This window comes from Nocardia puris, from assembly GCF_003315035.1.
GTDB lineage: Bacteria > Actinomycetota > Actinomycetes > Mycobacteriales > Mycobacteriaceae > Nocardia > Nocardia puris.
Map to the genome: position 1 here is coordinate 1 of NZ_QNRE01000012.1, position 23047 is coordinate 23047.

A 23047-nucleotide genomic window follows, 5' to 3' on the forward strand; every position below is an offset into this window, starting at 1 on the left:
AACAGGAGGACACCACCCCCGCAGAACTCACCGCCTGACCGAACAACCGATCACGCGGTGACCAACTCCGTTACACCACACCCCAGGACTTGACCGAACAGCGTCGAGCCTGTCTCGAAGTTCGTTGCGCGACAGCCACCCAAGTACCATGGCGAACTCGTCCTTGAGGAGTCTCTCCAAGACCATCAACTTCGCCGTCGCTGCGGGCTCCATACCAATGCCACGATGAGAGGCAACCGTGTGCCGCACGTTCAGGTCGTTGAGGAACCGTTTGATCCGTCGGGGGTTGCCCCGCAGCTTCTCGTAGAGAATCGGGGTCAGTCGCGCGGCGATCGCCAAGGGTTCGTCGAGATCGACACCGTCGGGCACCTCAAGTTTTTCCAGACTGCCCTCGGTGTGCCGCAGGTGTGTGCAGTCGGCCACCAGTTGGTCGTACTGATCCTCGTCAACGCTTGCCCGGCACAGCAACAGGAAAAGATAGGCTTGGGTATCTACCCGGCTCAGGGCGGGAAGGGGCACCGTCGTCTGCACAATCTTGTGCAGATACAGCTCGGCAACGGTTTCCTCACCGTCGCGCCGTGCATCATCGAGTTTCAGATGATGCTGAATCGCTTCCGCAACTCGTGCCTCGTCTGCCGCTATAACAAACGACATCCTTTTGGCAGACAAGAAGAGCCGAATGGCCTCCAATGTCTGCACGACCGTAGGCGGCAAGCACCGATCCAGATCATCGACCAGTACCACGACCCGCGAAATATGCTTCAGTCCATCAGAGTCGAGGAGCGCCTCAAAATCTTCCCTGAACTGGTCCATGCCCTGGGGTTTGGTCTCGGAATCCTGCGACTCCTCATCGCCACCATTGATCAGGTCGGGAAGGTCTTCGAGCTTGGGGAGCTGGAGGGTGATTGCAGTACTGGCTGCCATCTGGATGGCTTTCGACCAATTCACGCGCTTGGCAAGCTTCTTTACCAGTGCAAACGCCTTTTTACCGGAACCGTCTGTATCCTTGATCGCTCCCTCCAGTTCGAACAACACTGCGGCGATTAGGCTTTCCTTTGGCCCCACCAGCGGATCGAATCGCCACGGATCGACCTGAACAACTAGGACCTGACCGCCACTCCTCGACGCCGACTCGACGGTGATACGCGACTTTATGAGTTCCAGAACAGTCGTCTTGCCGCTGCCCCATGATCCGGAAACACCGAGCGCAATTGGGTCCAGTGCGTCATCAAAGATTGCATCGACCACAGTGGACGCAATTCCTTCAAAGGAAAGGAGATCCTTCTTTGACGGCTCATCCGAGAGAAGGGGGAATGTTATGGACCTAGCATCTGCGCCGTTGGAAGATGTAGACATGTACGCGGCATACCTCACTTAGATACTGAATGAATTACAACTAACGAGTGCTCAAATGGCAAAATGGGCCGCACTGTTATCGGCAGTGAGCCAAAGAGCTACGTCAAACCGGCAGGCTGGATGGCAAGTGGAATTAATCGACGGGACAACAATACATCCGGCCCTATTTGATATTTCAACGATGCTGGAGCGCATCTGTCGACAACTACACAGACTTCATCAGCCGACTTGCTCGCTACAAGCCACCTGTGCGAGCCGCCTATCGACCAGGGGGTCGCAACGTTCATCGCAATCTAGATGGCAGCACCCTCGTGGCCGATCCGTCTTTCGCGCCTAAACACCGACCTATCCTCATTCACCTCCGCAGGGTTTGCTGTGCCTGAGTGGCGAGCATACCGGCGCCGCGAGAAGTTCAAAACCTCCCCTCGAACACCTTTTCGGTTGCACGCGACCAAGGAAACTACAACACACCGACCGATAGGTTTTATTTACTGATCGAAAGCTCGCCTACCTGCTACACTTGCAGAACGTTACTTAGTTCAACAAGTAATATTCTCAGCGGATTCGGGTTCAACCAGAGGTGCGATGTCTCTCACATAGGCGTGCCTACGTAGGTTTCCCGGCCGATTGCCTTTCCGTGACTGACACTAGATGCCACCAATATGTCACGGAATGCCAGAAAAACCGCACGATTGTCACCCGTGATCCGGTAAGTGGGTACGTGACCAAGGTAGAAAGCTACCGGCACGCTGACCTGATCGCGGTCCGGTCACTGGTGCGGCTGCCCGCGGGCGTCACCGTCTAGGAGTCATGCGGGGTTACTGCATGTCGTGTGAATGAGCCCGCCGATCACCGTCTACGCTTGCCTGTTCCGACAGTCTGACGAACATGTAAGGGGCAAAGTACGTGGCAAGGAAGGTCACCGTCGAGTTGGTCGACGACTACGACGGCAAGTCCAAGGCCGAGGAGACTGTCGTTTTCGGACTCGACGGCACAACCTACGAGATCGACCTGTCCGTTCTGAATGCCAGTGCGCTCCGCGGGTTCTTCGAGCAGTGGACACCGCATGCCCGCAAGGTGGGGCGAATCCCCAAGGGCAAGAGCGTGGCCCGGCCAGCGACAAGCCGCGAACAAACCCAGGCGATCCGTGAGTGGGCCCGTCAGAACGGCTACGAGGTCTCCAGCCGCGGAAGGATTCAGGCGGACATCATCGAGGCGTACAACAAGACACACTGAGTAAAGCCAAGGAACCTTAACGCTCATTTGATACAGAGAGGTGGCTGCTACTTGCTCAGGGTTCACCATCACGGAGCCACCTTCGTCGGGGCATGCGACGTGGCCTGGTCTGTGTCCACAATCTGTTCCAGCCACTCCACAATCCGGCGAGCCTGGCTGTTGCTGCGGAGTGCTTGATACAGGCGGTCGAACAGACCGATCTTCTGGTAGCGGCGGTAGTTGAAATAGACCGAGGCTGCGTCATAGCGATCAGGTACCGCCTGCCACTGGATGTGGTGGGCCATCTTGAATCGGATGCCGTCGAACACTCGACGCTTGACTTCCAACTCGCGGTTGGATCGCGGGACGGTATTGTCCCACCTACCGCGCCGCGACCCGAATAGCGGTACCAGGAGTTGCCATTCCTCGTCAGTCAGATCGGTTTCCGCCGGCCCGACCACGGCCTCCCATGCAGCCAGGAGCTCCCTCGGTGTCAGTTCGTGAACGAGGTAGAATGGCGCAGAGCCGCTTCGCTGCGTCGCGGGAACTTTCCAAAAGGTGGGGCGGCCAACGCTCTCCATGACCGCTCTCCAGTCGACGCCTTCGCTGCGGTCTTCCAGCCAGAGTTCGGCGTCGATACGTGCTTCGGCTGACCACTCGCTTAAGCAGCCGGTCGCGGACATCCGACGGCAGGTCGTTGATCAAATAATGCCTGGCGGCATCTCGAAGCTCATCGGTCCAATCCTGGCCGTCGTAACTGGCGATCCCGTCGGGCACACGAAGGTTGTATTCGTAGATGTTGCCGAACTGGGGATCGAGGTGCCTGGCGAGGAGTTCGTATGTGGGATGAATCGTCTTTCATCGAGTGAGTATAGTGTGAACGAAATGGACGATTTGGTCAATCAGTTGTCTCTGCTGCCAAATTAGCGTTGTCGTCGCGCCAGTCCACATGCTCGGGCCGGGCGATCGTTTCGCCATACTCATTAAAGATTCGAAAGCAATTGCTGCATGCCCACCCATCCCATTGGGTCACCGGCTCAATCTCGATCCATCGCCCATCTAGCTGTAGGACCGTGTAGAAGTCACTATTACCGCATAGACAACCGTGCTCGAACTCGCCCCAGCGGTTGACGAATATGTGCTCGACTTCTGGTGCGCCTTCGGCAATTTTGGCCTGCCGTAGCCTCTCGATAACCCGCTGAGCTGTCCCCGGCCCACCGTTGCGTGAATCATAGCCATCGGGATCGAACACACCGTTGAGCCCGAGGTAGAGCTTAAGCGGGCGTCCGTAGAGGTATTCGAAGTACTTGTCTGATTCGAGGAACGGCCGTGCTTGGTAGCTGGTCATCTTGGCGGGACCAGTGGCAGCGTCGAGCTGGCCGAGGCCGAGCGGTGCTGACGCGTTGTAGATCGCCGCCAGAACGTCAGCTTTGGCGAGGCCAGAAATATCCACCATGCCGAAAGTGCCGGCACCGCGGGCCTTGTCCAGCAGGGCGAGCAAGGCCGCTGGCGAGGAGTCGGTAGTGTCTTCATAGAAGAGGTCCTCTTGGTCTTCGTTGTAGATACCGATGGCCCAGCCGGTTTGTTCGGCTCGTTCTTCGGCAAGAGGGCCTTGCCTGTCGGTGATGCAGACAATGCGGCCAGCTATGGGATCGCCCATGATGGCGTAGCAGCCACCGCCGGTGGTTGTAATGCCGAGGTCGTAGCCGTGCTCGGATAGAACGGTAAGGATGTCGGCATACTGTCCTTCGATGTATGCCTGCTCGCTTACAGGGGTTGGGACGATGGCATTCATGCCACATCCTCCGCCGCGTAGTACTTGTTCACCACCTTCACGGCAACGGCTAGGGCTGAACTTTGGATATCGCTTCGAGTCATGCTGTCGGAGTTATCCACGAGATTCGGGATTTCATCCCTGAGCTTCGTGACGAGTTGTCTAGTTGGTTTATCTTGCATCGCATTGATTCTCCGTTTGTTCTATATGTATTATCTAATCGATTCATAAATATTGCAATACTTTTCGAGGCGATCTGAATGGTGCTGCTGGTTTGGTGAGGACGGGCCTCCACTACAGCGGCAGAATGTTTTCGGCTCGGGGGATATAGGGTGCCCGCCGCAGGTGTTCTGTGTACTGGGCTTTCATCCACGCAGCAGCCTCGGCCAGTGAAGGGTCCTGGTAGGTATCGGGCTGACGCCACGGCTGGACGGCAAGAAATTCGTGTGCAGCCAGCGCACGCATCAGCCACGGCCGAGAGCCCATCTCCTGCAAGGCTTGATGGGTCGCAGCTTCCATTCCTTGGCTGATCCGGCGCAACTGGAGCGGATCGAAGATGGCCAACACCGGATGCAGGCTTGCCGGTGGGAGGGCACCGATCGCCACGTGACCGGCGTTCGTCAACAGAAACATTGTGTCGTCTGGTGGTACGTGCTTGGCTGCTCGCTCCCAGCCCTGTGCGCGGTGCCATTTGGACATCGCGCGTGCTACGGCGTCCGGGCTGGGAGCACCGAGCTGCTTGATGTAGGGCACGACAACACGCCAGTACTGCTCCTCTGCGTTGAGCACCGCTTCGCGGATGTTGCCGAGCAACCCGAGCGCGGATTCCCCCGGAACCACAATGCTGGTCGGATCACTATCGACGTCGCTGACCCGAAGAGTCAGGCATCCCTCAAGGCTGCGCACCTCGGCACGGTCCACGACGAGCATCATCCGAAGCCGAGGTGGGCGAGCAGCCTTGCGCTTGTCGCCGCGCTTCTTGCGATTCTTTGCCACAGTCAATCCCTTCGAATAACCAGCACTGGACGAACGAAGAGCTACAGCCGCTGCTCACCGTACTCCCATGCTGAGACAGGTTTCGACAGCTTGAGCAGGCCGCATGAAGGCCCTGCCGATCGCATGGCTGCGGCGCCGTTGGTGCGTTGGCGTCGTGGGTGCCAGGCCCCCACACTGCTGGATCAGCTAGGGAGGCGAGGCGAGCGCCCCGAGACGGTGCGCTCCTCCTTGCCCGGTGTCTGCGGCTTGGTGGCTGGGGAAAACACCGCCGTGCTCGCATGCTTCCTATACATTCGAGCCGGGCAGGATGGATCGCGGTATGACGGGAGGGCATGGTGGCAGATCAGACTGATGCGGAGACGGCGTTTCGAATCTGGATAAACGCCGCGCGGGGACGACGCCTCCAGAACAAAGGCGCTGTGATCAAAAATGGCCCTAAGGTTATAAAGACTGTCGAACTCAGTCATTATGGCAGTCCGGATGACGGCGTGGTTAGGAAGCGGGAGCTGCGCTTCCGCGCTAACGACACCTCCGCAAATCAAGCGATCGACTTCGATGATGACACAAGTGACAAGAACACTTGGTTCTGCGAAAATGACGAGATTGAAACGCTCCTGGCCTTCCTCCATAGCGACGTTCCTCGAACGGGACGGTACCAGGTGGTGGATGTCGATTCCCCCGGCGCGGCGCTACTGGGACTTCTGAAGACGACCGATGTCGATCCACAACACCTCGTCGACGCGCTCATGCAGCATTCGGATCTCGAAAAGATTGTCCACCTTCTCACATCCAGCGAGCGAGGCATGACAGCGGCTCAGTCGGCAATCCTTGAGGACCGCCGAAAATTGGTCGCTAGGTTGCGGGAGCTCGTCGATAATGCTCGCAGCACAGAAACAGACGTGCAAAGGCTCATTGGCAGCGCCTACTGGATATTCGGCGGTCGCTACATGGGCGTGGCATCGCGACGAGCGCTCACGATGCTTGATGAGACCGATATTCCCCTTCTCGGCGCCGACGGTACATTGCATATCGTGGAACTCAAAGGGCCGAGTATAAAGGGACTCATCAAGTCATATCGCAATCATTGGATCGTCGGTTCGGCTGTCCACGAAGCCACAGCTCAGGCGATGAGCTATCTGCGCAGCATGGATGAGCAGGGGGTTGTCATGTCGGGCACATTCAGAACCGAACTTGGCCAGCACTATGACATGAGCCGAGTGTTTGCAACCGTGGTTATCGGTCATTCTGATCATTACCGGCCAGCGGAAGCCGAACGGGATGTCGTCGCACGCACGCTACGCCAGTACACGGCGGGACTCAGTCGTATCGGGGTTATTACCTACGATCAGCTCGTGGGGAGTGCTGAGCGGTCGGTGAACTTTGACCGCGAAGCTACACGCACTCGGGCATCAGCTCACGACATCAATCTGTGAATCGCGTCTCGACCGTATGCCGCCATGGGTCGAGACGCGCACAAATAGCCTCCGTTAAAAAACTCTACATTTCCGGCTTGGCCTTTGCGATAAGCTCTTCCCATGTCTTAGCTTGTTTGATGATCGATTCGGTGGCGAAGACGTAACGCCAGATGCCAAAGCGGCCGTCGTCGCGGACCTGGCGCGCCCATTCCTCGGCAGCTTTCTTTTTATCTAGCACCTCTATATCGCGGGCTGAGATATCGGACTTACCCTCGATCACCCAGTACACGTCCTCTTTGTCGAGGACGATGAGGTCCGGGTAGTACTTCTTGGTGTTGTCCCGCTCGATCCAGACCTCTCCAGGTTCGTAGATCCGAAGCCACCACTTGACGTGTGGTGAGCTGTCGAACATCTGCGCCAGGGTGAACTCCGTGCTCTTGGCGTCGAAGTTGGCATACGGTTGGATCGAGCGGCTCCAGTCTCCGTACCACTTGTTCTTGTTGAACTTCTCGTCCCAGCGACTGGCGGTCTCACTCGGCATCGGCCGGCGGATCGGCACTTCAACCCGCTTGTAGCTCCATTTCGGCTGCAAGCGGCGGTTGCTATACGCATCCCTGATCAGCTGCCCAATTTCCTTGACCGCCTGGTGGGTGCGCCGGGTGCTCCAGAGTGCTTCGTCGTTGTCGTCGGTGACACCTGCGCCAAGCAAGAATTGTTTCGCAACCCGCGCTGCGGCGTTCAGCTCTTGCATTTCGGCAGGCACAAGCCCCAGCTTCCAGACACCGTCCTCAAGCTCTTGGCGGACATCGGCAACTGGGACGTACCGCTGCGTCGCATCTTCGTCTTCCAACTGCTGAGTCCGTACTGTGGCCTGGCCGTGCATATCCCGCTCAGCGACCAGCGCTTGTCGCTTGAGGTGGACCGGAAACTCGTGCTTGAACGCGGCGCCGATGGCTTGCGCCGCGGAGTTCTCGATGTAGCTGAGCGAGAACGTCACCGGTGCGTACTCGCGTTCCCGGCGGGGAAAGACAATGGACGGCGCGTCTTTCACCTTGTACAGCACCTGGCTGGCTGCCGCCTGGTCCTTTCCGAGCTGTTCCTTCGCCGCTTCGAAGGATGACAGGATCAAGAATTCGGTACCGTCGACCAAGTCACCATCTTGGATCCGCGCCGGGCCAACGAGGTGCAACTCGCCGTTTTCGGCGATCTCGGAATGACTAGGCTGCGACTCACCGAACGGCAACGGCATCGGCTGCCCATCAGGTGATGGAGGAGTAGGCGGCAACTCGGGCGCCGAAGGAACCAGCTGCTGAAGCAGCGCATTTTTGTTGGCGAGCAGCTTTCTGTAGGAATCATGCGCCACGAGATCGACATGGTCGATAGCCGCAACGCCGACACGGGAGCCGAACGGTAGGCGCAGACCACGGCCGAGTACCTGCTCCGTCAGCGTGCTCGACGCAAGCGCCCGGTAGCCGACGATGACGCCGATGTTCTTGACATCCCAGCCTTCTTTCAACATATTGACGCTAACAACCGCCCGGACGGGGGATTCCGGTGACTCCACTGATGCCAGCTCTGCCAGTGCCTTGTCGCTGGATTGACTGGTGATCAATAGAACCTGCCCCTCGCCGGGCAGATACCCGTCCCGAGCCAAGATGTTGGCAACGTGCTCGGCGTCCTTAATGTCCTGACAGACTACGAACAACACCGGACTGATCTGCGATCGCCCCTCCTGCGCTGCCCAAGCGCGCCATACCTCTTCCTTACGGGCACGCAAGTGGCAGGCGTCAGACAGTTGGGTCTCTATGTCCTTCTGGCCGTCCTCGCGGTACACGATGACTGGTGTCTTCACCAGGCCGTCGGCGATCGCGTCCGCCAGGCTGTACTGAAAAACGACCTTGTCGAGGTCGGACTCGTCAGGTGTTGCCGTCAGACCAACGATGGCGCGCGGATTCAGCTCTCGGACCGCAGCCCCAAACGCCTTCGCCTTCTCGCGATAGACATGGTGCTCGTCCGCGATGACCACCAGATCGCCAACGCTCTGCAGGTGGTCGTAGAGCCCCTGTCCGATGAACTCGTCCGTTTCCCGCGTCTTCCGCGACGTCTTGATGGTTGGCTTCGTCAGCTGCTGGACGTTGAAAATGAAGACCTTGACGACCGCATCATCGTGGAGTGCGTCACCAACCTGACCACGGGAGAAGTTGTCGGCCGTGATGAGCGTGGGTTCATACTCCGCACCAGCGACAAACTTGGGGTGCCCAGGGGTGAAGTTATCAATCGTCTTGCTCTGGATAGTGCTGCCGGGCGTCACGATGAGGATATTGCGCACGCCCTGCGCTGCGAGGTAGTCCACGAGCGCGGCGGCCAGGTAGGTTTTGCCAACGCCAGTGGCGAGGTCGCAGACAACTTCGCGGCCGTCGCCAGCCTGGATTGCCTTCGCTACCTCGGCCAGACCCCTAGCGTTGGGTTTGCGAAGATCCATGCGCGCCTGAATCTCCTCGACCAGGGCTTCTTCAAAGGGCAACCACGTCATCGAACAACCTTCCCCTGTCGAACAAGATCCTGCGGCGCCTTCAGCAGCCGTGATCCACGGCTCAACTCTCTCAAGGTCTCCGCGGCGCCGGGGGCGGTTGCCTTCGCTACGACTGTCGCGCGCTCGTCTTCGCCGAGAAGCGAGACGATCGCCCGCACCACCACGTCGTCTGCCACGCCGTCAACAACCGCGAGGCGAGTACGTCCCTTCCGGCCGTAGAAGGGCTTATCGATCTCGAAATTGAACCCCAGCTGAGCGGCAACAGCTTGGGCGAACTCGTCCCCTTTCGCCCAGTCTGCCAAAAGCATCCGCTCACGTACACGCTCGTAGAGTGATGGGCCGACAGTCAGACAGCGGAACTCTCCGCCTCCCGACCAGCTAAGGGCATCCGTCACCCCGCCGGCATCGTCGCCCAATACAAGTTTTTCAAGCCGCGGTTGTGTAAAAGTCTCGATCGTTGACGGTGACATCTCGACGCCAACCCATTTTCTACCCATCTTGTGGGCAACCGCTAGGGTTGTACCTGACCCTGCAAAACAGTCAAGCACGATGTCGCCTGGGTCTGATCCGATAGTGAGAATGCGGTGCAAAAGTTTCTCGGGCTTGGGTGTAGAAAAAATTGCGCTTCGGCCGAAGAGTCTGGTTATCTCCGCTTTGGCTTGACGGTTGTCGCCCACCTCGTCGTGTGTCCAGAAAGTATTCGGAACCAACCCGCCCAGCTCGGACTCGAATCGCTTGCGAAACGGGAACGTTCGGCCGGTCTTACCCCACCAGAGTCGATTATCCGCGCGCAACTGCTCGAACGTGTCTTTGGAGACGGACCACCATCGGTTCCCCCGAGGGCTGAAAGCATCGCCATGTGGCCCAATTACCTCATACCGACCATCCTCGTAGGAATGAGATGCGGTGAGATCTGACCGCCGCCAGCGGCCCCGTGGATCGTTGTCCGGGTTCCAGAAGTCAGAATCGCTCAACTCAGTTCGATCCACTCTGCCGAGCCGGAGTAGATCCCGATCCTTCGCATAAACGAGGATGTAGTCGTGCACCGTCGAAAAGTGTTGCGCCGAGTTATTTCGTGCATGGATCTTCTGCCAAATCACGTTAGCGATGAAATTTCCGCGCCCGAAGATCTCATCCATGAGGACTCGGCAGTAGGCCATTTCGGCGTCATCGAGGTGCACCCATACGGATCCGTCGGCGGACAGAAGTTCTCTAATCAGCAATAACCGCTCACGCATCATGCCGAGCCAAACCGAGTGCTCCAGCGCATCCTCGTAATGCTCGAACGCCTGGCCGGTGTTGAAGGGAGGATCGATGTAGACGAGCTTGACCTTGCCCCGGTAGCGCCTTGCGTACTCCGGAGTCCGTACAAGCGCATGGAGGGCGTCGTAGCTGTCACCCTGGATGAGCAGATTGTCATCGCCGGTAGGTCCTCCGCAGCTACCTGCCCTGTGGAGTAGACGCACCTCCGTGACTCGGGGATCGTCACGATCGACCCAGGTGTAGCCGCCATTCTCGTCCGGCACGAGAGCTTGGTCCTTGTTGACCCAAGACAGCGTCAGCCGACCGGCCATGATCTCCCCTTCGCTCGTCGTGTCTTCGCGGGCAACAGTAGCCGGTGACAACGACACCATTGGCACACGGATAGCGACTCCTGGGTCGACTTGGCATAGCGGCGTTGTGCTCAACGTCACCCGGACTCGCTACCGGCGACGTTAAACTCCACGCGTCGACCAACGTAGCGGTCCAGGGGGTGATGAGCATGCGGCGCGACGGACGTATCGGGGACAGCAACGGGGCCGTGGCTGTCTTCCTGGATTTTGAGAACCTTGTCCTCGGTGCTGGCAGCAATGGTGCAGGAGCCAAGGCGATTCCGTCGTCGGCACTGCGCTGGCTCTGTCGAGGGTTCGGAAACGCCTCGGTGCGGCGAGCATACGCGGACTGGCGTGATGAGCGGTTCGGCCAATACGAGCAGGCGCTGGCGGAGAACGGCATCGACCTGGTTCAGCTCGGCAGGTTCGCGCCAGGCACGCACAAGAACGCCGCAGACATCCGCCTGGCCGTCGATGCGATGGAGACCCTGATTGCCCACGCCGATATCGGCGTCTTCGTCCTGGTGACGGGGGATAGTGACTTCACTCCGCTGGTGCAGAAGCTGCGCGAGTTCGGCAAGCACGTCATCGGCATCGGCACCAACGAAGCCGCGACCAGCGCTCGACTGGTGTCGGTGTGCAGCGAGTACAAGTTCTGGGAGACGGTACTGCGTCAGGCCGAGCCGAGTGCGTCCTCCGCCGGCGTAGTGAAACCGGCTGGCTCGGCGAAAGATGTGAACAGCGCCAGACAGCTGCTCTCCGAGGCCGTCTCACAGATCACGACCGATACCCCAACGGCCAGCGCGATCAAGAGCAAGATGCTGGCGCTTGATCCGACATTCGACGAGAACCGCTACGGGTATTCGAACTTCCGAGATTTCCTGGCCAAGGTTGGCGGGGCAAAGATCGTCGGCAGGTCGGGCGGGGACATCACCGTTTCGGTGCCCGGGCCGTAGGACCGCGCACTTCCGCCTCGGCGCCCCGTCCCGGTGACGAAGCAGGTCATCTGGCCAGCCAAGAGCGGATGCAGCGATTCAGTCGGCCACGGCCTCTGGAACCGGCAACCCGCTGACTAGCTCCCCAGCGTCGATCTCTAACCCCGCAGCGATCTTCAAGATGTTATGGAGCGTGAGATTGCGCTGTCCACGCTCCACCTGGCCGAGGTAGGTCCAGTGCAAGCCGCACGCTTCGGCTGCTTTCTCCTGACTGAGGCCAAGCTCGCCCCGGCGCGCGAGTACTCGCTCGCCGAAAACCTGGGCAGCGGCGGACAGCGGCGGCTTGGCGGTAGGTGGCATGGTGACCCAAGCCCATACGTCCCATGACTTGAAATCCAGAGACGTCGTATCACATGACCTTGTATCCCAATACTATAAGTCCTAGAATCGACGCGCCCGTGCGAATGGCACCGGGTTTCAATTCGCCCTGCTTTGCAGGTGAAATACCTGCCACGCGGGGTTTGGGCAAGACGGGAGGTGGCACCATGGGCGGCGGAAACGGCTTCTTTGGTGGCGGTAACGGCTAAGGCCGACACCGTGACTGCAGGGTGAGGCGCTCGCAACGAACGCCTCACCCTGCTTTTGGCCTAGGCCAATAACCGCCATCTTGGTACAATAGTTGCATCAAACCCTATGAATGATGCGTTGAACCGACTCTTCCGAATTAAGAAACTCCTCGCTGTCGTGGTGTTGTTCGTGACGGGCGTCGGGCTCATGGCAGTCGGCAAGTCCCTCCCGGCAGTGCGAGAGCTGGGATGGCTGGCCTGGGTGCCGTGGAGTGAGTTGGGCGCGCTCCTCGTTGGCGCCGGCCTGCTCGGCGTCTGGCTTGACGGCTACTTCGAGCGCGAAAAGCAAGAGGCCGACGAAGCACGCCTCCGGCGGCTGCTCATCGAGCAGGCACCCGCCATGAAAGAAGCCGTGATCAAGGGATTCGCCTTTGCCGACGATGACCTCCAGCGGGTAGCCACCCCTGAACTCCTGGACGAGATCATCGCCAACAGCCTGGCAATGCGACTCAAGGACAGAGAGTTGGCCCGCGAGCTCTACACGGATATCCGCGACCAAGCCGTGCAATCCATCGAACGATGGCATGACGTCAAGCTTTCGGTTCGGATCACGACCCCGACATCGAATACCGCCCATGCAGTCTCCGCCGATCCGTCCGGGCTTGTCATCACGGTGCGGCAGGAATACACCACCGTGCCGTCAGGCACCGTGCGCCGATTCGTGTCGGTATCCGATGCCGACGAGTACCGCGCCCTGACCCACGATCCCGCCTCAACTTTCGCCTGGTACTACAACCCGACCAGCGGCATCGACGCTGGCGCCAAGGAAGCCTTCGAACTGGTCCAGTTCACCGTTGATGGCGAGGAACGTGCCATCCGGCGGAGCGCTCGAAAGGGAGCGCAAACCTACACCGTCGATCTCGGCCTGCCGGATGAGGATGGTGATCGGACGCGGCCACGGACCATCGCTTTCACCTACCGCCTGCAACCCGCGCCGCAGAGCCGGTGGTTGCAGTTCGTGGTTAATCAGCCCAGCCGCGGGATCGACATCGACCTGGACTACAGCGATACCGATATCGCCTATGTCAACCTGATCGACTTCATTGCCAGCAGCCACAAGACCGTCGTCACCAAAAGCCCAGAAACGGTGCCGGGCAGAACGATCGGTCTACAGTTCGATGGCTGGATCATGCCCCGAAGCGGCGTCGCCTTCGTGTGGGTGACGAAATCTGAACTTGAGCTAGCATCGTCCGCCTACCAGCGGCTCGAAACCACGCAAGTCCGGCTCGACGTGGTGGAACGCAACCTCCGAACCGCTCTGAGCTACGCCGGCAATTGCCACGCTGGCTACATCACCGCCAGTCCCCATGTCAGGCGGCTGTTCAACCAGGCGTTCTTCAACAGAATCTATGTAGAACAGGACTTTGTGCGTGTCGAACTGGCGGAGCCGTTCAACACCTTGCTCGGCAGTGAAGTCCCCGGTGTAGCCGAAGACGACGAGCGGGTAGCGCCAGACGGCGTCGCCCTCATGGATGCCATCAAGCGAACCGGCCGAACGGGACCAGTCAGCTTTGCCAAGGCAGAAGGGCGTGCAAACGAAAAACCTGCGGCGGGTGCCGCAGGTTTGAAAGGTACTACTTTGGTGCCCTCGGCAGGATTCGAACCTGCGACACCCGCTTTAGGAGAGCGGTGCTCTATCCCCTGAGCTACGAAGGCTGGGTTGGAGGTGTGCACGTCGGCGGGAGGACCTGGGTCGTTCTCGTCGGTGTGCACGTTTCCGTGGACTGGGCCCGGGGCCGGTGGGCCGGGTGGTGGGCTTTGTCCAGGGGTGACTATACCTGGCCGGGGGGCTGGGGTGCGATGCGGTTGTGGGGTGGGCGGTGGTCCCGGCGGGCGAGTTCGCCGGGGCGCGGACGGCGTTGTGAGGGCGGTGCGGGTGGGTGCGTTTTTCGGGGCTGTGAGGGTGGTGGGGATTTACGAGTTCACCGGGCCGATGCGGGGTCGTGTAGCGGAGAGGGTGGGCGGCGCACCTGGGCTGAAGTGGGGGCGAACGGCGAGGATGACCGCTCTGAGCTGCGGATTTGTTTGCCGCGCAATGGGTTACATGAAGGACGCAATCCCCCGGCGTGCGATCTATCACTGACCGGCGAGGTTGTGTGTCACCGCAAGTATCATCTAACGTGGCTGCCGCAGGGTTACGACGCAGCGGTGGGAGTGGGGTGATCGGCCGGACGGGTGAAATCCACTCTGAGGCAATGAGATTCATCGAGTAGTCGGGTTCGTCCCGCGGCATGTCGCCACTCGAGTCGACCGCGCGCCGAGCGGATACAGGCGGGCTCGTCCTGGTCATCGTGGACCCGGGGCCCCGATCGCGGCGCGTCTTCGCCGGGTTCCCGGACGCCCACGTGGGGCGCGGGGGCCGAACGGCATTCTTTCTCGCGAATCCGAGACATCGGGGTTTGTGGTATTCGCGATTCGTACCGGATTTCTTCCGGATTTTTCTCGACGACCGGGTCGCTGATCTTTCGCGCCCTGTTGTCGTCGCAGATGCCTGAATCTGTCGAGCACAGATCCTATTAAGTGGGAGGGTTTTTCATGGCTGCTCTATCCGCCAAGCGTGGTGCCGCACGGGAAGTGGGCCGGCTGGCCAGGTGGCTTCCGTATTACGGCGTCAAGGGGTACCGGGATTTCCGGCGCAGCGGATCCAAGCAGCAGGTGGCGGTCAATTTGCGGGAGTTCCTGCTCCGCATGGGACCGATGTACACCAAGGCCGGGCAGATCCTCGGCACGCAGACCGGCCTGTTCGACGCCGACGCCATCGCCGAATTCCGGCACCTGTTCGCGGACATGCCCGCGATGACGCCGGCCGAGACCGAGGCGCTGCTGCGCACGGCGGCGCATCCGGACCTGCGCGGGCGGCTGACCTCGTTCGATCCAGTGGCGATCGCCGCGGGCACGGTGGCCCAGGTGCATCGCGGCCGTCTGGACACCGGCGAGGAGGTCGCCGTCAAGATCGTGAAAGCGGGTGTCCGGGAGCGCCTCTCGGCGAGCACCGCGGCGACCGCCGGGATGCTGGCCACGGTGCAGAAGCTGTTTCCCGCGGCCCGGTCCTACGACGCGCTGAGCCATTTCGCCGAGCTGCGCCCGTTCCTGGTCGAACAATGCGATATGCGCTTGGAGGCGCAACGCCAGGAGCAGGTGCGGTCGAATTTCGCGTCGCATCCCTTCGTGCGGGTCCCGCGCGTCCACCGGGAACTGTGCTCGGAGGACATCCTGGTGATGGAATTCATCGGCGACGCCGTGCCGGGCACCGCATTCGAGCAGTGCCGGTTCCCCAAGGACGAACTCGCCCGCCGCATGCAGGACACCTTTTACACAATGGCGTTCTTCCACGGGCTGTTCCACGTCGACCCGCACCCCGGCAATATGATGCTCACCCACGACGGCGAGATCATCATGCTCGACTACGGCTTGGTCGGCTCCCTGTCGGAGGACGGCAAGTGGGCGCTGGCCTCGTTCTACTACGGGTGCATCCAGAAGCAGTGGGACCGGGCGGTGGACCGCTTCATCGACGCGTTCACCGTTGCGCCGGAAGCGAATTCGGCGATCCCGGCGTCGTTCCGGCAGGACCTGATCGATGTGCTGCGCTACCACTTCGACGAGAAGACCGACGCGTGGTCGACCATGGGCTTCTTCGACGACGCCACCAAGGTGCTGCGCGGGGCGAATTGGCGGCTCACCACCGATTTCACCCTGCTGGGCCTGGCCTTCCTCACCGGTGAGGGACTGATCAGCGCGGTGGACCCGCGGATCGACATCTGGTCGAACGCGCGGCGCTTCACCGACCGGTTCTCGCCGTTCATGAGTGAGGAGCTCAAGACGCTGTTCGACGACCGGATCGCCGGCCACATGCCGAAGTCGATGGCCGTCAAACAGGACGGCGAGCGAGCCCTGATCGCGCAGACGCACATGGACCGCTACGTGCTGCCCAGCGAATACCCGCTGATCGTGGACACGGCCGAGGGCTGCACGATCACCGATATCGACGGCAACACCTACATCGACCTGGCCAGCGGTTTCGGCCCGCACATCCTGGGCTATCGGCCCAAGGTGGTGGTCGAGGCGGTCACGACCGCGATGGAGAAGGGCGCGGTCAACGCGATCGGCAACGCCGCCGAGGTCGACCTGGCGCAGCTGATCGGCGAGGCGTTCGGCGGCGGGAAGTCGGTGGTGTTCACCAACTCCGGCACCGAATCGGTGCTCACGGCCTCGCGGATCGCGCGCGCCGCGACCGGTCGGGACCGGATCGCGAAGTTCGAGGGCCACTATCACGGCTGGTCCGATCAGGGCATGGTGTCGTCGTGGTTCCGCTACCGCGGCAGCGCGGCCGAGCCGGAGCCGGTGAGCAACTCGGCGGGCGCGCAGCGCAGTGTGGTGGACAACACCCTTGTGCTGCAATACGGTTCGCCCACCTCCATCGATCGCATCCGCCGCAACGCGGATTCGCTGGCGGCGGTGCTGATCGAGCCGATGCCGTCGATGGCCGTCGACTACGACCTCGAGTTCCTGCGCGCGCTGCGCGCGGTGTGCGACGAGACGGGCGTGCTGCTGATCTTCGACGAGGTGGTGAGCGGCTTCCGCGTCACCTACGGCGGTGTGCAGACACTGACGGGTGTGGAACCGGACCTGACCTGCCTGGGCAAGATCGTCGGCGGCGGGCTGCCCGGCGGCGCGGTGGTGGGCCACGGCCGGGCGATGTGGGCGGCGCGCACCACGAACGATCCGTTCGAGGACTGGGCGACCCGCGCGTTCTGCGGCGGCACCACCAGCGGCAACTCGGTGTCGACGGCGGCGGGCGCGGCGGTGCTGCGGCACCTGCGCGACAACCCGGCCATCTACACCGAACTCGACGCGCGCACCGACTATCTGCGCGACGGGCTGCGGGCGGTCGCGGAGCGCGAGGGCGTGCCCGCGACGGTGAGCGGCAAGCACACGCTGTTCAGCATCGGCTTCGACTACGCCAAACCCGCACTACCGCGGGACCAGACGGCGGGCAGCCACGTCAAGGCCACCCTCGCGCTGGCGTACTACATGCGACTGAACAACGTGTATCTGCCCGAGCTGCACACGATCCTGCTCAACGACGCGCACACCTACCGCGATCTGGACACCGTGGTGGACGCGTTCGGCACCAGTGTGGCGGAGATGAAGCGGCACAACTTCTTCGTGCACTGACGAAGTTCCCCGGCCTGGCGCGGATCGAATCCCGTTCCGCGCCAGGTATTCCCACGACGCGCGAAGGCGACCCGACTATGCACAACCCCGACGACGAACGGCCAGGTCTCGCGCTCACCTGGGCGCGGCAGTGTTACCGGCTCCGATGGCCGCTGGCCACGCTCTGGCTGCTGATCCTGGTGGTCGGCGGCATCCAGTTCGACCGGCTGGAGAACCACCTGCGCCTGCCCGACTATTCGATCTCCGGCTCGGATTCCGAGCGCACGGCGACGCTGCTCGCCGAACGCTTTCCGCGTCTCGGCGCCGAGCAGGTGGCGGTGGTCGTCACCGGTGACGATCCGGGGGCGGTGGCCGCGGCCACGCGTGCCGTGACGCCCGCGGTGCGCGATCTCGAGGGTGTCGGCGAGGTCGTCGACCCGACGACGCCGATGGCGGGCACCGAACTCCTCGCCGACGACCGGCGCACCGCGATGGTGCTCCTCCCGCTGCACGGTTCGGTGTCCGACCGCGACGCCACCACGGACCGGATCGAAAATGCCTTACGCACAGTGGATCTCCCACCGGGAACCGCGGCCGATCTGACCGGTGAGACGCCGCTGAACAAGGCGCTGGCCGATGTGGAACGCCGTGATCAACTGCGCGCGGAGATCGTCGGGCTCACCTTGGCACTCGTCCTGCTGCTGTGGGGTCTGCGGTCGGTGCTGGCCACCGCGCTGGCGATCTGCGCGGCCGGGCTCGGCGTGACTCTCAGCAGCATCGGCATCGCGGCACTCTCGGGGGTAGCGGAGACCTCGCAGTTCGCGCTGGTGGTCGCCACGATCATCGGGTTGGCGGTCGGCGTGGACTACGCGCTGTTCATGGTGAGCCGATTCCGTGAGCAACTTCCGGGCCGAACGGCCGGGCCGGTGACCCGCGACCAGGTGATCGCCGCGCTGAGCACCTGCATGCGGACGTCCGGGCACACCGTGATCGTGTCCGGTGTCATCGTGATGGTGTCGCTGTGCTCGATCCTGATCATCGACGGACCGGTGTTCCGGGACATCGCCATCGCGGCGGCCCTGGTGGTGCTGTGCGCGATGCTGGCGGCGGTCACAGGATTGCCCGCGCTGCTGGCGATTTCGGCGTCGCGGTTGCGCCTGCGCGCGCCCGCCACCGGCGAGCCGGACGGCCGGTGGTACCGGTGGGTGGCCTTCGTGCAGCGACGACCGGTGGTGCTGGGCGTTCCGGCGGCGGCGTTGCTCGTGGCGCTCGCGCTGCCCGCCGCCGGCATGCGGCTCGGACTCGACCTCGGCATCCCGACCCTGGCGAGCACTCCGGCGGGCGCCGGGTACGCGTCCGCCGCACAGGCTTTCGGCGGATCGGCGGTAGCCCCGATCTACGTGACCGCGTGCGCCGAGGTCGAACGCCCGCTGACCGGGGACGAGATCACCGCGATACAGGGCTATTTCGCCCGCACCGGACCGATGGACGAAGTCCTGTCCGCCGCTTCGGTTTTCGACACGCCCATGCCCGGCGGACTCGGCGGCCTGCCCGACACCCCGCTGGGTGCGGCCGCCGACGGCGTGCTCGTCGACGATGTGCGCGCGCCACGGTGCCTGCTGGGCATGGTGCAGTCCGCGCACGCAGTCGACGCGCCGCAGACGGTCGAGCTCGTCGAAAAGCTCCGCGACTCCGGGCAACTCGCAGCACCCGGTGTAGTGGTCGGCGTCGGCGGCATGGCGGCCCAGTACACCGATATCGCGAGCGAGACGGGGCGGATGTTCCTCGCCGTGGTGTTGCTCGTCCTCGCACTCTCGCTGATATACCTGGTGGTGACGCTGCGCAGCGTGGTGATCCCGGTCAAGGCGATCGTGCTCAACGCCCTGGCCACGGCCGCCTCGCTCGGGGCGACGGTGGCGGTGTTCCAGCACGGGTACGGCGAGTCGGTGCTGCGGTTCGACAGCGTCGGCACCATCCAGGCGTTCCTGCCGGTGGCGATGTTCGCGGTGCTGTTCGGATTGTCCATGGACTACGAGGTTTTCATGGTGCAGCGGGTGCGCGAGGAGTACCTGCGCTGCGGCGACAACCGGGAGGCGGTGCGGCGGGCGATGGCCGCGGTGGCGCCGCAGATCACCATCGCCGGGCTCATCATGATCGCGGTGTTCGGGTCGCTGGTGGTGGCGGATGTGCTGGAGCTCAAGCAGATCGGGTTCGGGCTGGCGGTGGCGATCGCGATCGACATCACCGTGATGCGGTTGATTCTGGTGCCGGTGCTCATGTCGGTGGCCGACTCGTGGAACTGGTGGTTCCCGTTCGGGAAGCGGAAGCGGGGGAATCCCGCGAATCCCCACCTGGTACCGGACGTCACAGATAGTGTCGCGGTGTAACCGGATGATCTGAGGGGAGCGTGCGATGCGGGTGTTGGTTCTGGGCGGGGCGGGCGAGGTCGGGCGGGCGGCCGCCCGGGTACTCGGCGCCGACGCGGAGGTCGATCAGGTGGTGATCGCCGATCTGGCCGCGGACCGGGCGCGCGCCGTCGCCGCGGAACTGGGCGAGAAGGCGACGGCGGTGGCCGTCGACGTGACCGACCACGCGGCGCTGGTCGCGCGGATGCGGGAGGCCGACGTGGTGGTGAACACCGTGGGGCCGTACTTCCGGTTCGGCCCCGGCGTGCTGCGCGCCGCCATCGACGCCGGACGCGACTACGTCGATGTGTGCGACGACCCCGCACCCACCGTGACCATGCTCGACATGCGTGCCGAGGCCGAGGCCGCCGGGATCACCGCGGTCCTCGGCATCGGCGCGAGCCCCGGACTGGCGAACCTGCTGGCCGCGCACGCTCTGGCCGGCTTGGACCGCGCCGAGACCGTGATCACCGGCTGGAATCTCGCGATGGCGCAACCGGAGTCGCGCTCGTGGCGGCCCAGCGCCGCGGTGGTGCACGGTATCGAGCAGGTCAGCAACACCATTCCGGTGATCCGCGGCGGCGAACAGGTGTGGGAGCGGCCGCTGCGCCGCACCGTCGTCGAGTACCCGGGACTGGGCCGGGCGACGGGGTGGACCTTCGGCCATCCCGAACCGGTGACCCTCGCCCGCACGTTTCCCGATATCCGGGAGAGCGTGAATCTCGCGCTGGCGCCGCGATATGTGGCCGGGGTGCTGACGTTGCTCGGTCGCGGCGTCACCCACGGGGTGCTCAGCCGCGCTAGCGCCGCGTCCGTCGCCGCGCTCGCCGAGAACCTACTGCCCTCCGGATCGGTCGGGCTGCTGGCCGGGTCGACCCTGCCGCCGCTGTTCGCCCTCGCCACGGGTGAGCGGGACGGCGCGCCCGCCACCGTCGCGTGCGCGCTCGGGCAGGTGCCGGGGCTGACGATGGCGGAGGTCACCGGCATTCCGCTGGCCGTCGGCGCGCTGATGCGGGCGCAGCGGCCCGGCGTGCACCCGCCGGAAGCCGTGTTCACGCCGGACGAGTTCTTCCGGCGCCTGGCCCCGCACTGCGTCGGCAGACCGACGCCGGAATCGCTCGCGGTGGTCACCGCCAGCTATGAGTCGGAGGCGGCCAATGCCGAAGCACTGCAACGGGGTTCGCTGATCACGGCGCTGCTGGCGGGCAGGTGACCGGCCGGGGCGGCGTTGCGTAGCTCGCCATCCCAGCGCGACCGAGCGTCAGAAGTCGAAGCCGCCGCCGAAATCTCCGCCACCGCCCCAATCGCCGCCGCCCCAGTCGCCACCTTGGTCGCCGCCGCCCCAATCGCCGCCCTGGTCGCCGGCATCGAGCCCCTGATCACCCCCGGCGTCCAGTCCGTCCTGGTAGCCCTCGCCGTAGCCGCTCTCGAAGCCTTGCGCGCCGTAGGCGACACCCGACATCCCCGCGAACAGCGAGGTGAACAGCAGGGCCGAGCCGACGCCCCACGCACCGGCGATCAGCGCCGGGCGCCACCACGGTTCGGAGTACCAGCCCGCCGGGACGGGACGGCCGGCGACGCGGCCGCCCGGGTAGTAGTTGGGGGTCGCGGAGGAGGGCTTCGGGGAGGCGGCGATCTCGCGGCCCTCGAAGTCGACGACGCGGTCCTCGGTGACGCGGCCCGCGCTCGACTGGCCCTCGAGCTCCGGGATGGCGGGGCCGGGGTCCATGTCCATGGCGGTGCGCGCGGCGCGGATGTAGTAAAGGCCTTCCAGCGCCGTCTGTTTCGCCAGCCGCGCCTGGACGGGGGTGCGGGCGAGGTCGATCTGGGAGCCCGCGGCCGTGTGCCGTTCGGCGGCGTCGGCCAGCGCCTGCTTCGCCGCGTCGTTGCTACCGGTCAGGTTGTAGATCTGGCCGCCGAGCCGCTCGTTCACCTGCCTGGCGTCGGCGAGCGCGTCGGCCAGGTCGTTCTCCGACCGCTGCTTGTTCAGATTCCCGCGCGTGAACAGCAGAATGGCCACGAGCGCGAGCACGACGAGGATCAGTACCACTTCCATCGTCCATCCGCCTCCGGCGTCGAGGGATATCAATGCCGTCGAGTTTACTGATCGATAGCAGAGGGTGGAGAAACTCTTTGCTCGCTCTCAGATCCCGAGAAACCCCCGCACGATCCGGGCCACCTCGTGCGGACGTTCGATATGCGGGGAATGCCCTGTCCCCCGGATGATTTCGACCCGCGCGCCCGCCGCGCGATACCGGGCGACGGTCTCGTGCACCGAGTACATCCGGTCCCGGTCCCCGTGCAGGACCAGCCAGGGCCTGCCGAGCGCCCGGCCCTGGGCGTCGAGCGGGTCGGCCGCGAGGCGGGCCCGGCGGACGGGCAGGACCTCGCGGAACATGCCGGGGCTCATCGCGCGGTAGTCGAGCACCGGGCGGTCGGGGTGGTCGAAGGCGTTGTCCTGCGGGAAGCCGGGCGCGAAGGCGGTGCCCATGGCCGCGCGGACGGCGGGCGACGGGCTGAGCCGGTGGATCGGCCGCACCAGCCACCCGGCGGCCTTCAGCACGCCGTCGCCCGGCAGGTCCGCGTAGCTGTAGTCGGGAGCTTGCCCGATGATTCCGGCCCGTTCGACGATCGGCGTGCGGCGGGCCAACGCCATGGCGACGTCCGCGCCGTAGGAATGCCCGAATGCGGCGACCCGATCGATGTCGAGTTCGCCGAGCAGTGCGTGCGCGGTGCGGGCCTGCGCTTCGGGATCGAGACCGGTGTCGCCGCCGGTCGCGCCGTGCCCGCGCAGGTCGTAGCGGATCACCCGGTGGTCGGCGGCGAGCAGGCGCGCCAGATCCCGGAACCAGTGCACCGAGGACGCGAACCCGTGGACGAGCAGCACGGCCGGGGCGTCCGGCGGCCCGTCGACGCGGACGTGCACGGGCACGCCGTCGGCGATGATCGTCGTATCGGTGGCGGGCGCAGTCGCAATCACCCGCCCATCATGCCGTTCCGCCCACTCCGGGTGAGGGTCCCAGCACCGGACCACTTACACGCGCCA

Annotated in this window: 18 protein-coding genes and 1 tRNA gene; 6 read left to right on the forward strand and 13 right to left on the reverse strand. The window is 63.2% G+C overall.

Annotated elements, in window-relative coordinates:
• Positions 1–27: 27 nt before the first annotated feature.
• Positions 28–1356: a KAP family P-loop NTPase fold protein gene (locus DFR74_RS25105; RefSeq protein ID WP_113975292.1), complete on the reverse strand. Its 1329-nt coding sequence runs from the start codon at positions 1354–1356 to the stop codon at positions 28–30.
• A 906-nt stretch (positions 1357–2262) separates the two neighbouring features.
• On the opposite strand from DFR74_RS25105, the gene DFR74_RS25110 reads away from it, so the two are divergent.
• Positions 2263–2592 (forward strand): histone-like nucleoid-structuring protein Lsr2, encoded by a 330-nt coding sequence (locus tag DFR74_RS25110; RefSeq protein WP_067511784.1) that lies wholly within the window; start codon positions 2263–2265, stop codon positions 2590–2592.
• A 68-nt stretch (positions 2593–2660) separates the two neighbouring features.
• Here DFR74_RS25110 and DFR74_RS25115 read toward each other — a convergent pair whose 3' ends face one another.
• The 4 genes from DFR74_RS25115 to DFR74_RS25125 all read right to left on the reverse strand — a co-directional run bounded on the left by DFR74_RS25115 (position 2661) and on the right by DFR74_RS25125 (position 5341).
• Positions 2661–3254 carry a transposase gene (locus DFR74_RS25115; RefSeq protein WP_084537967.1) on the reverse strand — a complete coding sequence of 198 codons (594 nt, stop codon included), beginning with the start codon at positions 3252–3254 and terminating at the stop codon, positions 2661–2663.
• Positions 3255–3469: 215 nt separating this feature from the next.
• The gene (locus DFR74_RS25120; protein ID WP_067511780.1) at positions 3470–4366 is read right to left on the reverse strand and encodes a hypothetical protein; all 897 of its coding nucleotides are present in this window, start codon (positions 4364–4366) and stop codon (positions 3470–3472) included.
• Complete coding sequence (locus DFR74_RS36195) at positions 4363–4527, reverse strand: hypothetical protein (protein ID WP_157115860.1); 165 nt, start codon at positions 4525–4527, stop codon at positions 4363–4365. The genes DFR74_RS25120 and DFR74_RS36195 overlap by 4 nt, the downstream gene beginning before the upstream one ends.
• Positions 4528–4639: 112 nt before the next feature.
• Positions 4640–5341, reverse strand: a complete 702-nt coding sequence (locus DFR74_RS25125) for a hypothetical protein (RefSeq protein WP_147265919.1) — start codon at positions 5339–5341, stop codon at positions 4640–4642.
• A gap of 332 nt (positions 5342–5673) precedes the next feature.
• Here DFR74_RS25125 and DFR74_RS25130 point away from each other — a divergent pair, with 332 nt between their 5' ends.
• A complete protein-coding gene (locus DFR74_RS25130; RefSeq protein WP_084537966.1) occupies positions 5674–6774 on the forward strand; it encodes a Shedu anti-phage system protein SduA domain-containing protein in 1101 nt (366 codons plus the stop codon).
• Between the two features lie 64 nt (positions 6775–6838).
• Here the strand turns inward: DFR74_RS25130 and DFR74_RS25135 are convergent, their stop codons facing one another.
• Together DFR74_RS25135 and DFR74_RS25140 are read right to left on the reverse strand one after the other, a co-directional pair.
• The gene (locus DFR74_RS25135; RefSeq protein WP_067511778.1) at positions 6839–9289 is read right to left on the reverse strand and encodes a DEAD/DEAH box helicase; all 2451 of its coding nucleotides are present in this window, start codon (positions 9287–9289) and stop codon (positions 6839–6841) included.
• Entirely contained in the window at positions 9286–10923 is a 1638-nt protein-coding gene (locus DFR74_RS25140) for a site-specific DNA-methyltransferase (RefSeq protein ID WP_084537965.1), read from the reverse strand. Before DFR74_RS25140 ends, DFR74_RS25135 begins: the two co-directional genes overlap by 4 nt.
• A gap of 128 nt (positions 10924–11051) precedes the next feature.
• Between DFR74_RS25140 and DFR74_RS25145 the strand changes: the two genes are divergently transcribed.
• The gene (locus tag DFR74_RS25145) at positions 11052–11837 is read left to right on the forward strand and encodes an NYN domain-containing protein (protein ID WP_198161834.1); all 786 of its coding nucleotides are present in this window, start codon (positions 11052–11054) and stop codon (positions 11835–11837) included.
• 78 nt (positions 11838–11915) lie between these two features.
• On the opposite strand, the gene DFR74_RS25150 is transcribed toward DFR74_RS25145, so the two are convergent.
• From DFR74_RS25150 to DFR74_RS25160, 4 genes are all read right to left on the reverse strand, one after another.
• Complete coding sequence (locus DFR74_RS25150; protein ID WP_067511771.1) at positions 11916–12176, reverse strand: helix-turn-helix domain-containing protein; 261 nt, start codon at positions 12174–12176, stop codon at positions 11916–11918.
• 324 nt (positions 12177–12500) lie between these two features.
• Entirely contained in the window at positions 12501–12968 is a 468-nt protein-coding gene (locus DFR74_RS25155; RefSeq protein WP_067511769.1) for a hypothetical protein, read from the reverse strand.
• Between the two features lie 186 nt (positions 12969–13154).
• Positions 13155–13499 (reverse strand): hypothetical protein, encoded by a 345-nt coding sequence (locus tag DFR74_RS35565; RefSeq protein WP_147265920.1) that lies wholly within the window; start codon positions 13497–13499, stop codon positions 13155–13157.
• A gap of 523 nt (positions 13500–14022) precedes the next feature.
• Positions 14023–14098 (reverse strand) — tRNA-Arg (locus tag DFR74_RS25160).
• 879 nt (positions 14099–14977) lie between these two features.
• On the opposite strand from DFR74_RS25160, the gene DFR74_RS25170 reads away from it, so the two are divergent.
• The 3 genes from DFR74_RS25170 to DFR74_RS25180 all read left to right on the forward strand — a co-directional run bounded on the left by DFR74_RS25170 (position 14978) and on the right by DFR74_RS25180 (position 21214).
• Positions 14978–17617 (forward strand): aminotransferase class III-fold pyridoxal phosphate-dependent enzyme, encoded by a 2640-nt coding sequence (locus DFR74_RS25170; RefSeq protein WP_084537964.1) that lies wholly within the window; start codon positions 14978–14980, stop codon positions 17615–17617.
• A 77-nt stretch (positions 17618–17694) separates the two neighbouring features.
• Complete coding sequence (locus DFR74_RS25175) at positions 17695–19983, forward strand: MMPL family transporter (RefSeq protein WP_067511764.1); 2289 nt, start codon at positions 17695–17697, stop codon at positions 19981–19983.
• A gap of 25 nt (positions 19984–20008) precedes the next feature.
• Positions 20009–21214 carry a saccharopine dehydrogenase NADP-binding domain-containing protein gene (locus DFR74_RS25180; RefSeq protein WP_067511762.1) on the forward strand — a complete coding sequence of 402 codons (1206 nt, stop codon included), beginning with the start codon at positions 20009–20011 and terminating at the stop codon, positions 21212–21214.
• Between the two features lie 48 nt (positions 21215–21262).
• On the opposite strand, the gene DFR74_RS25185 is transcribed toward DFR74_RS25180, so the two are convergent.
• Both DFR74_RS25185 and DFR74_RS25190 read right to left on the reverse strand, forming a co-directional pair.
• Positions 21263–22057 carry a hypothetical protein gene (locus DFR74_RS25185; protein ID WP_067511760.1) on the reverse strand — a complete coding sequence of 265 codons (795 nt, stop codon included), beginning with the start codon at positions 22055–22057 and terminating at the stop codon, positions 21263–21265.
• Positions 22058–22144: 87 nt separating this feature from the next.
• Positions 22145–22981 carry an alpha/beta fold hydrolase gene (locus DFR74_RS25190; RefSeq protein ID WP_198161832.1) on the reverse strand — a complete coding sequence of 279 codons (837 nt, stop codon included), beginning with the start codon at positions 22979–22981 and terminating at the stop codon, positions 22145–22147.
• Positions 22982–23047: the final 66 nt, after the last annotated feature.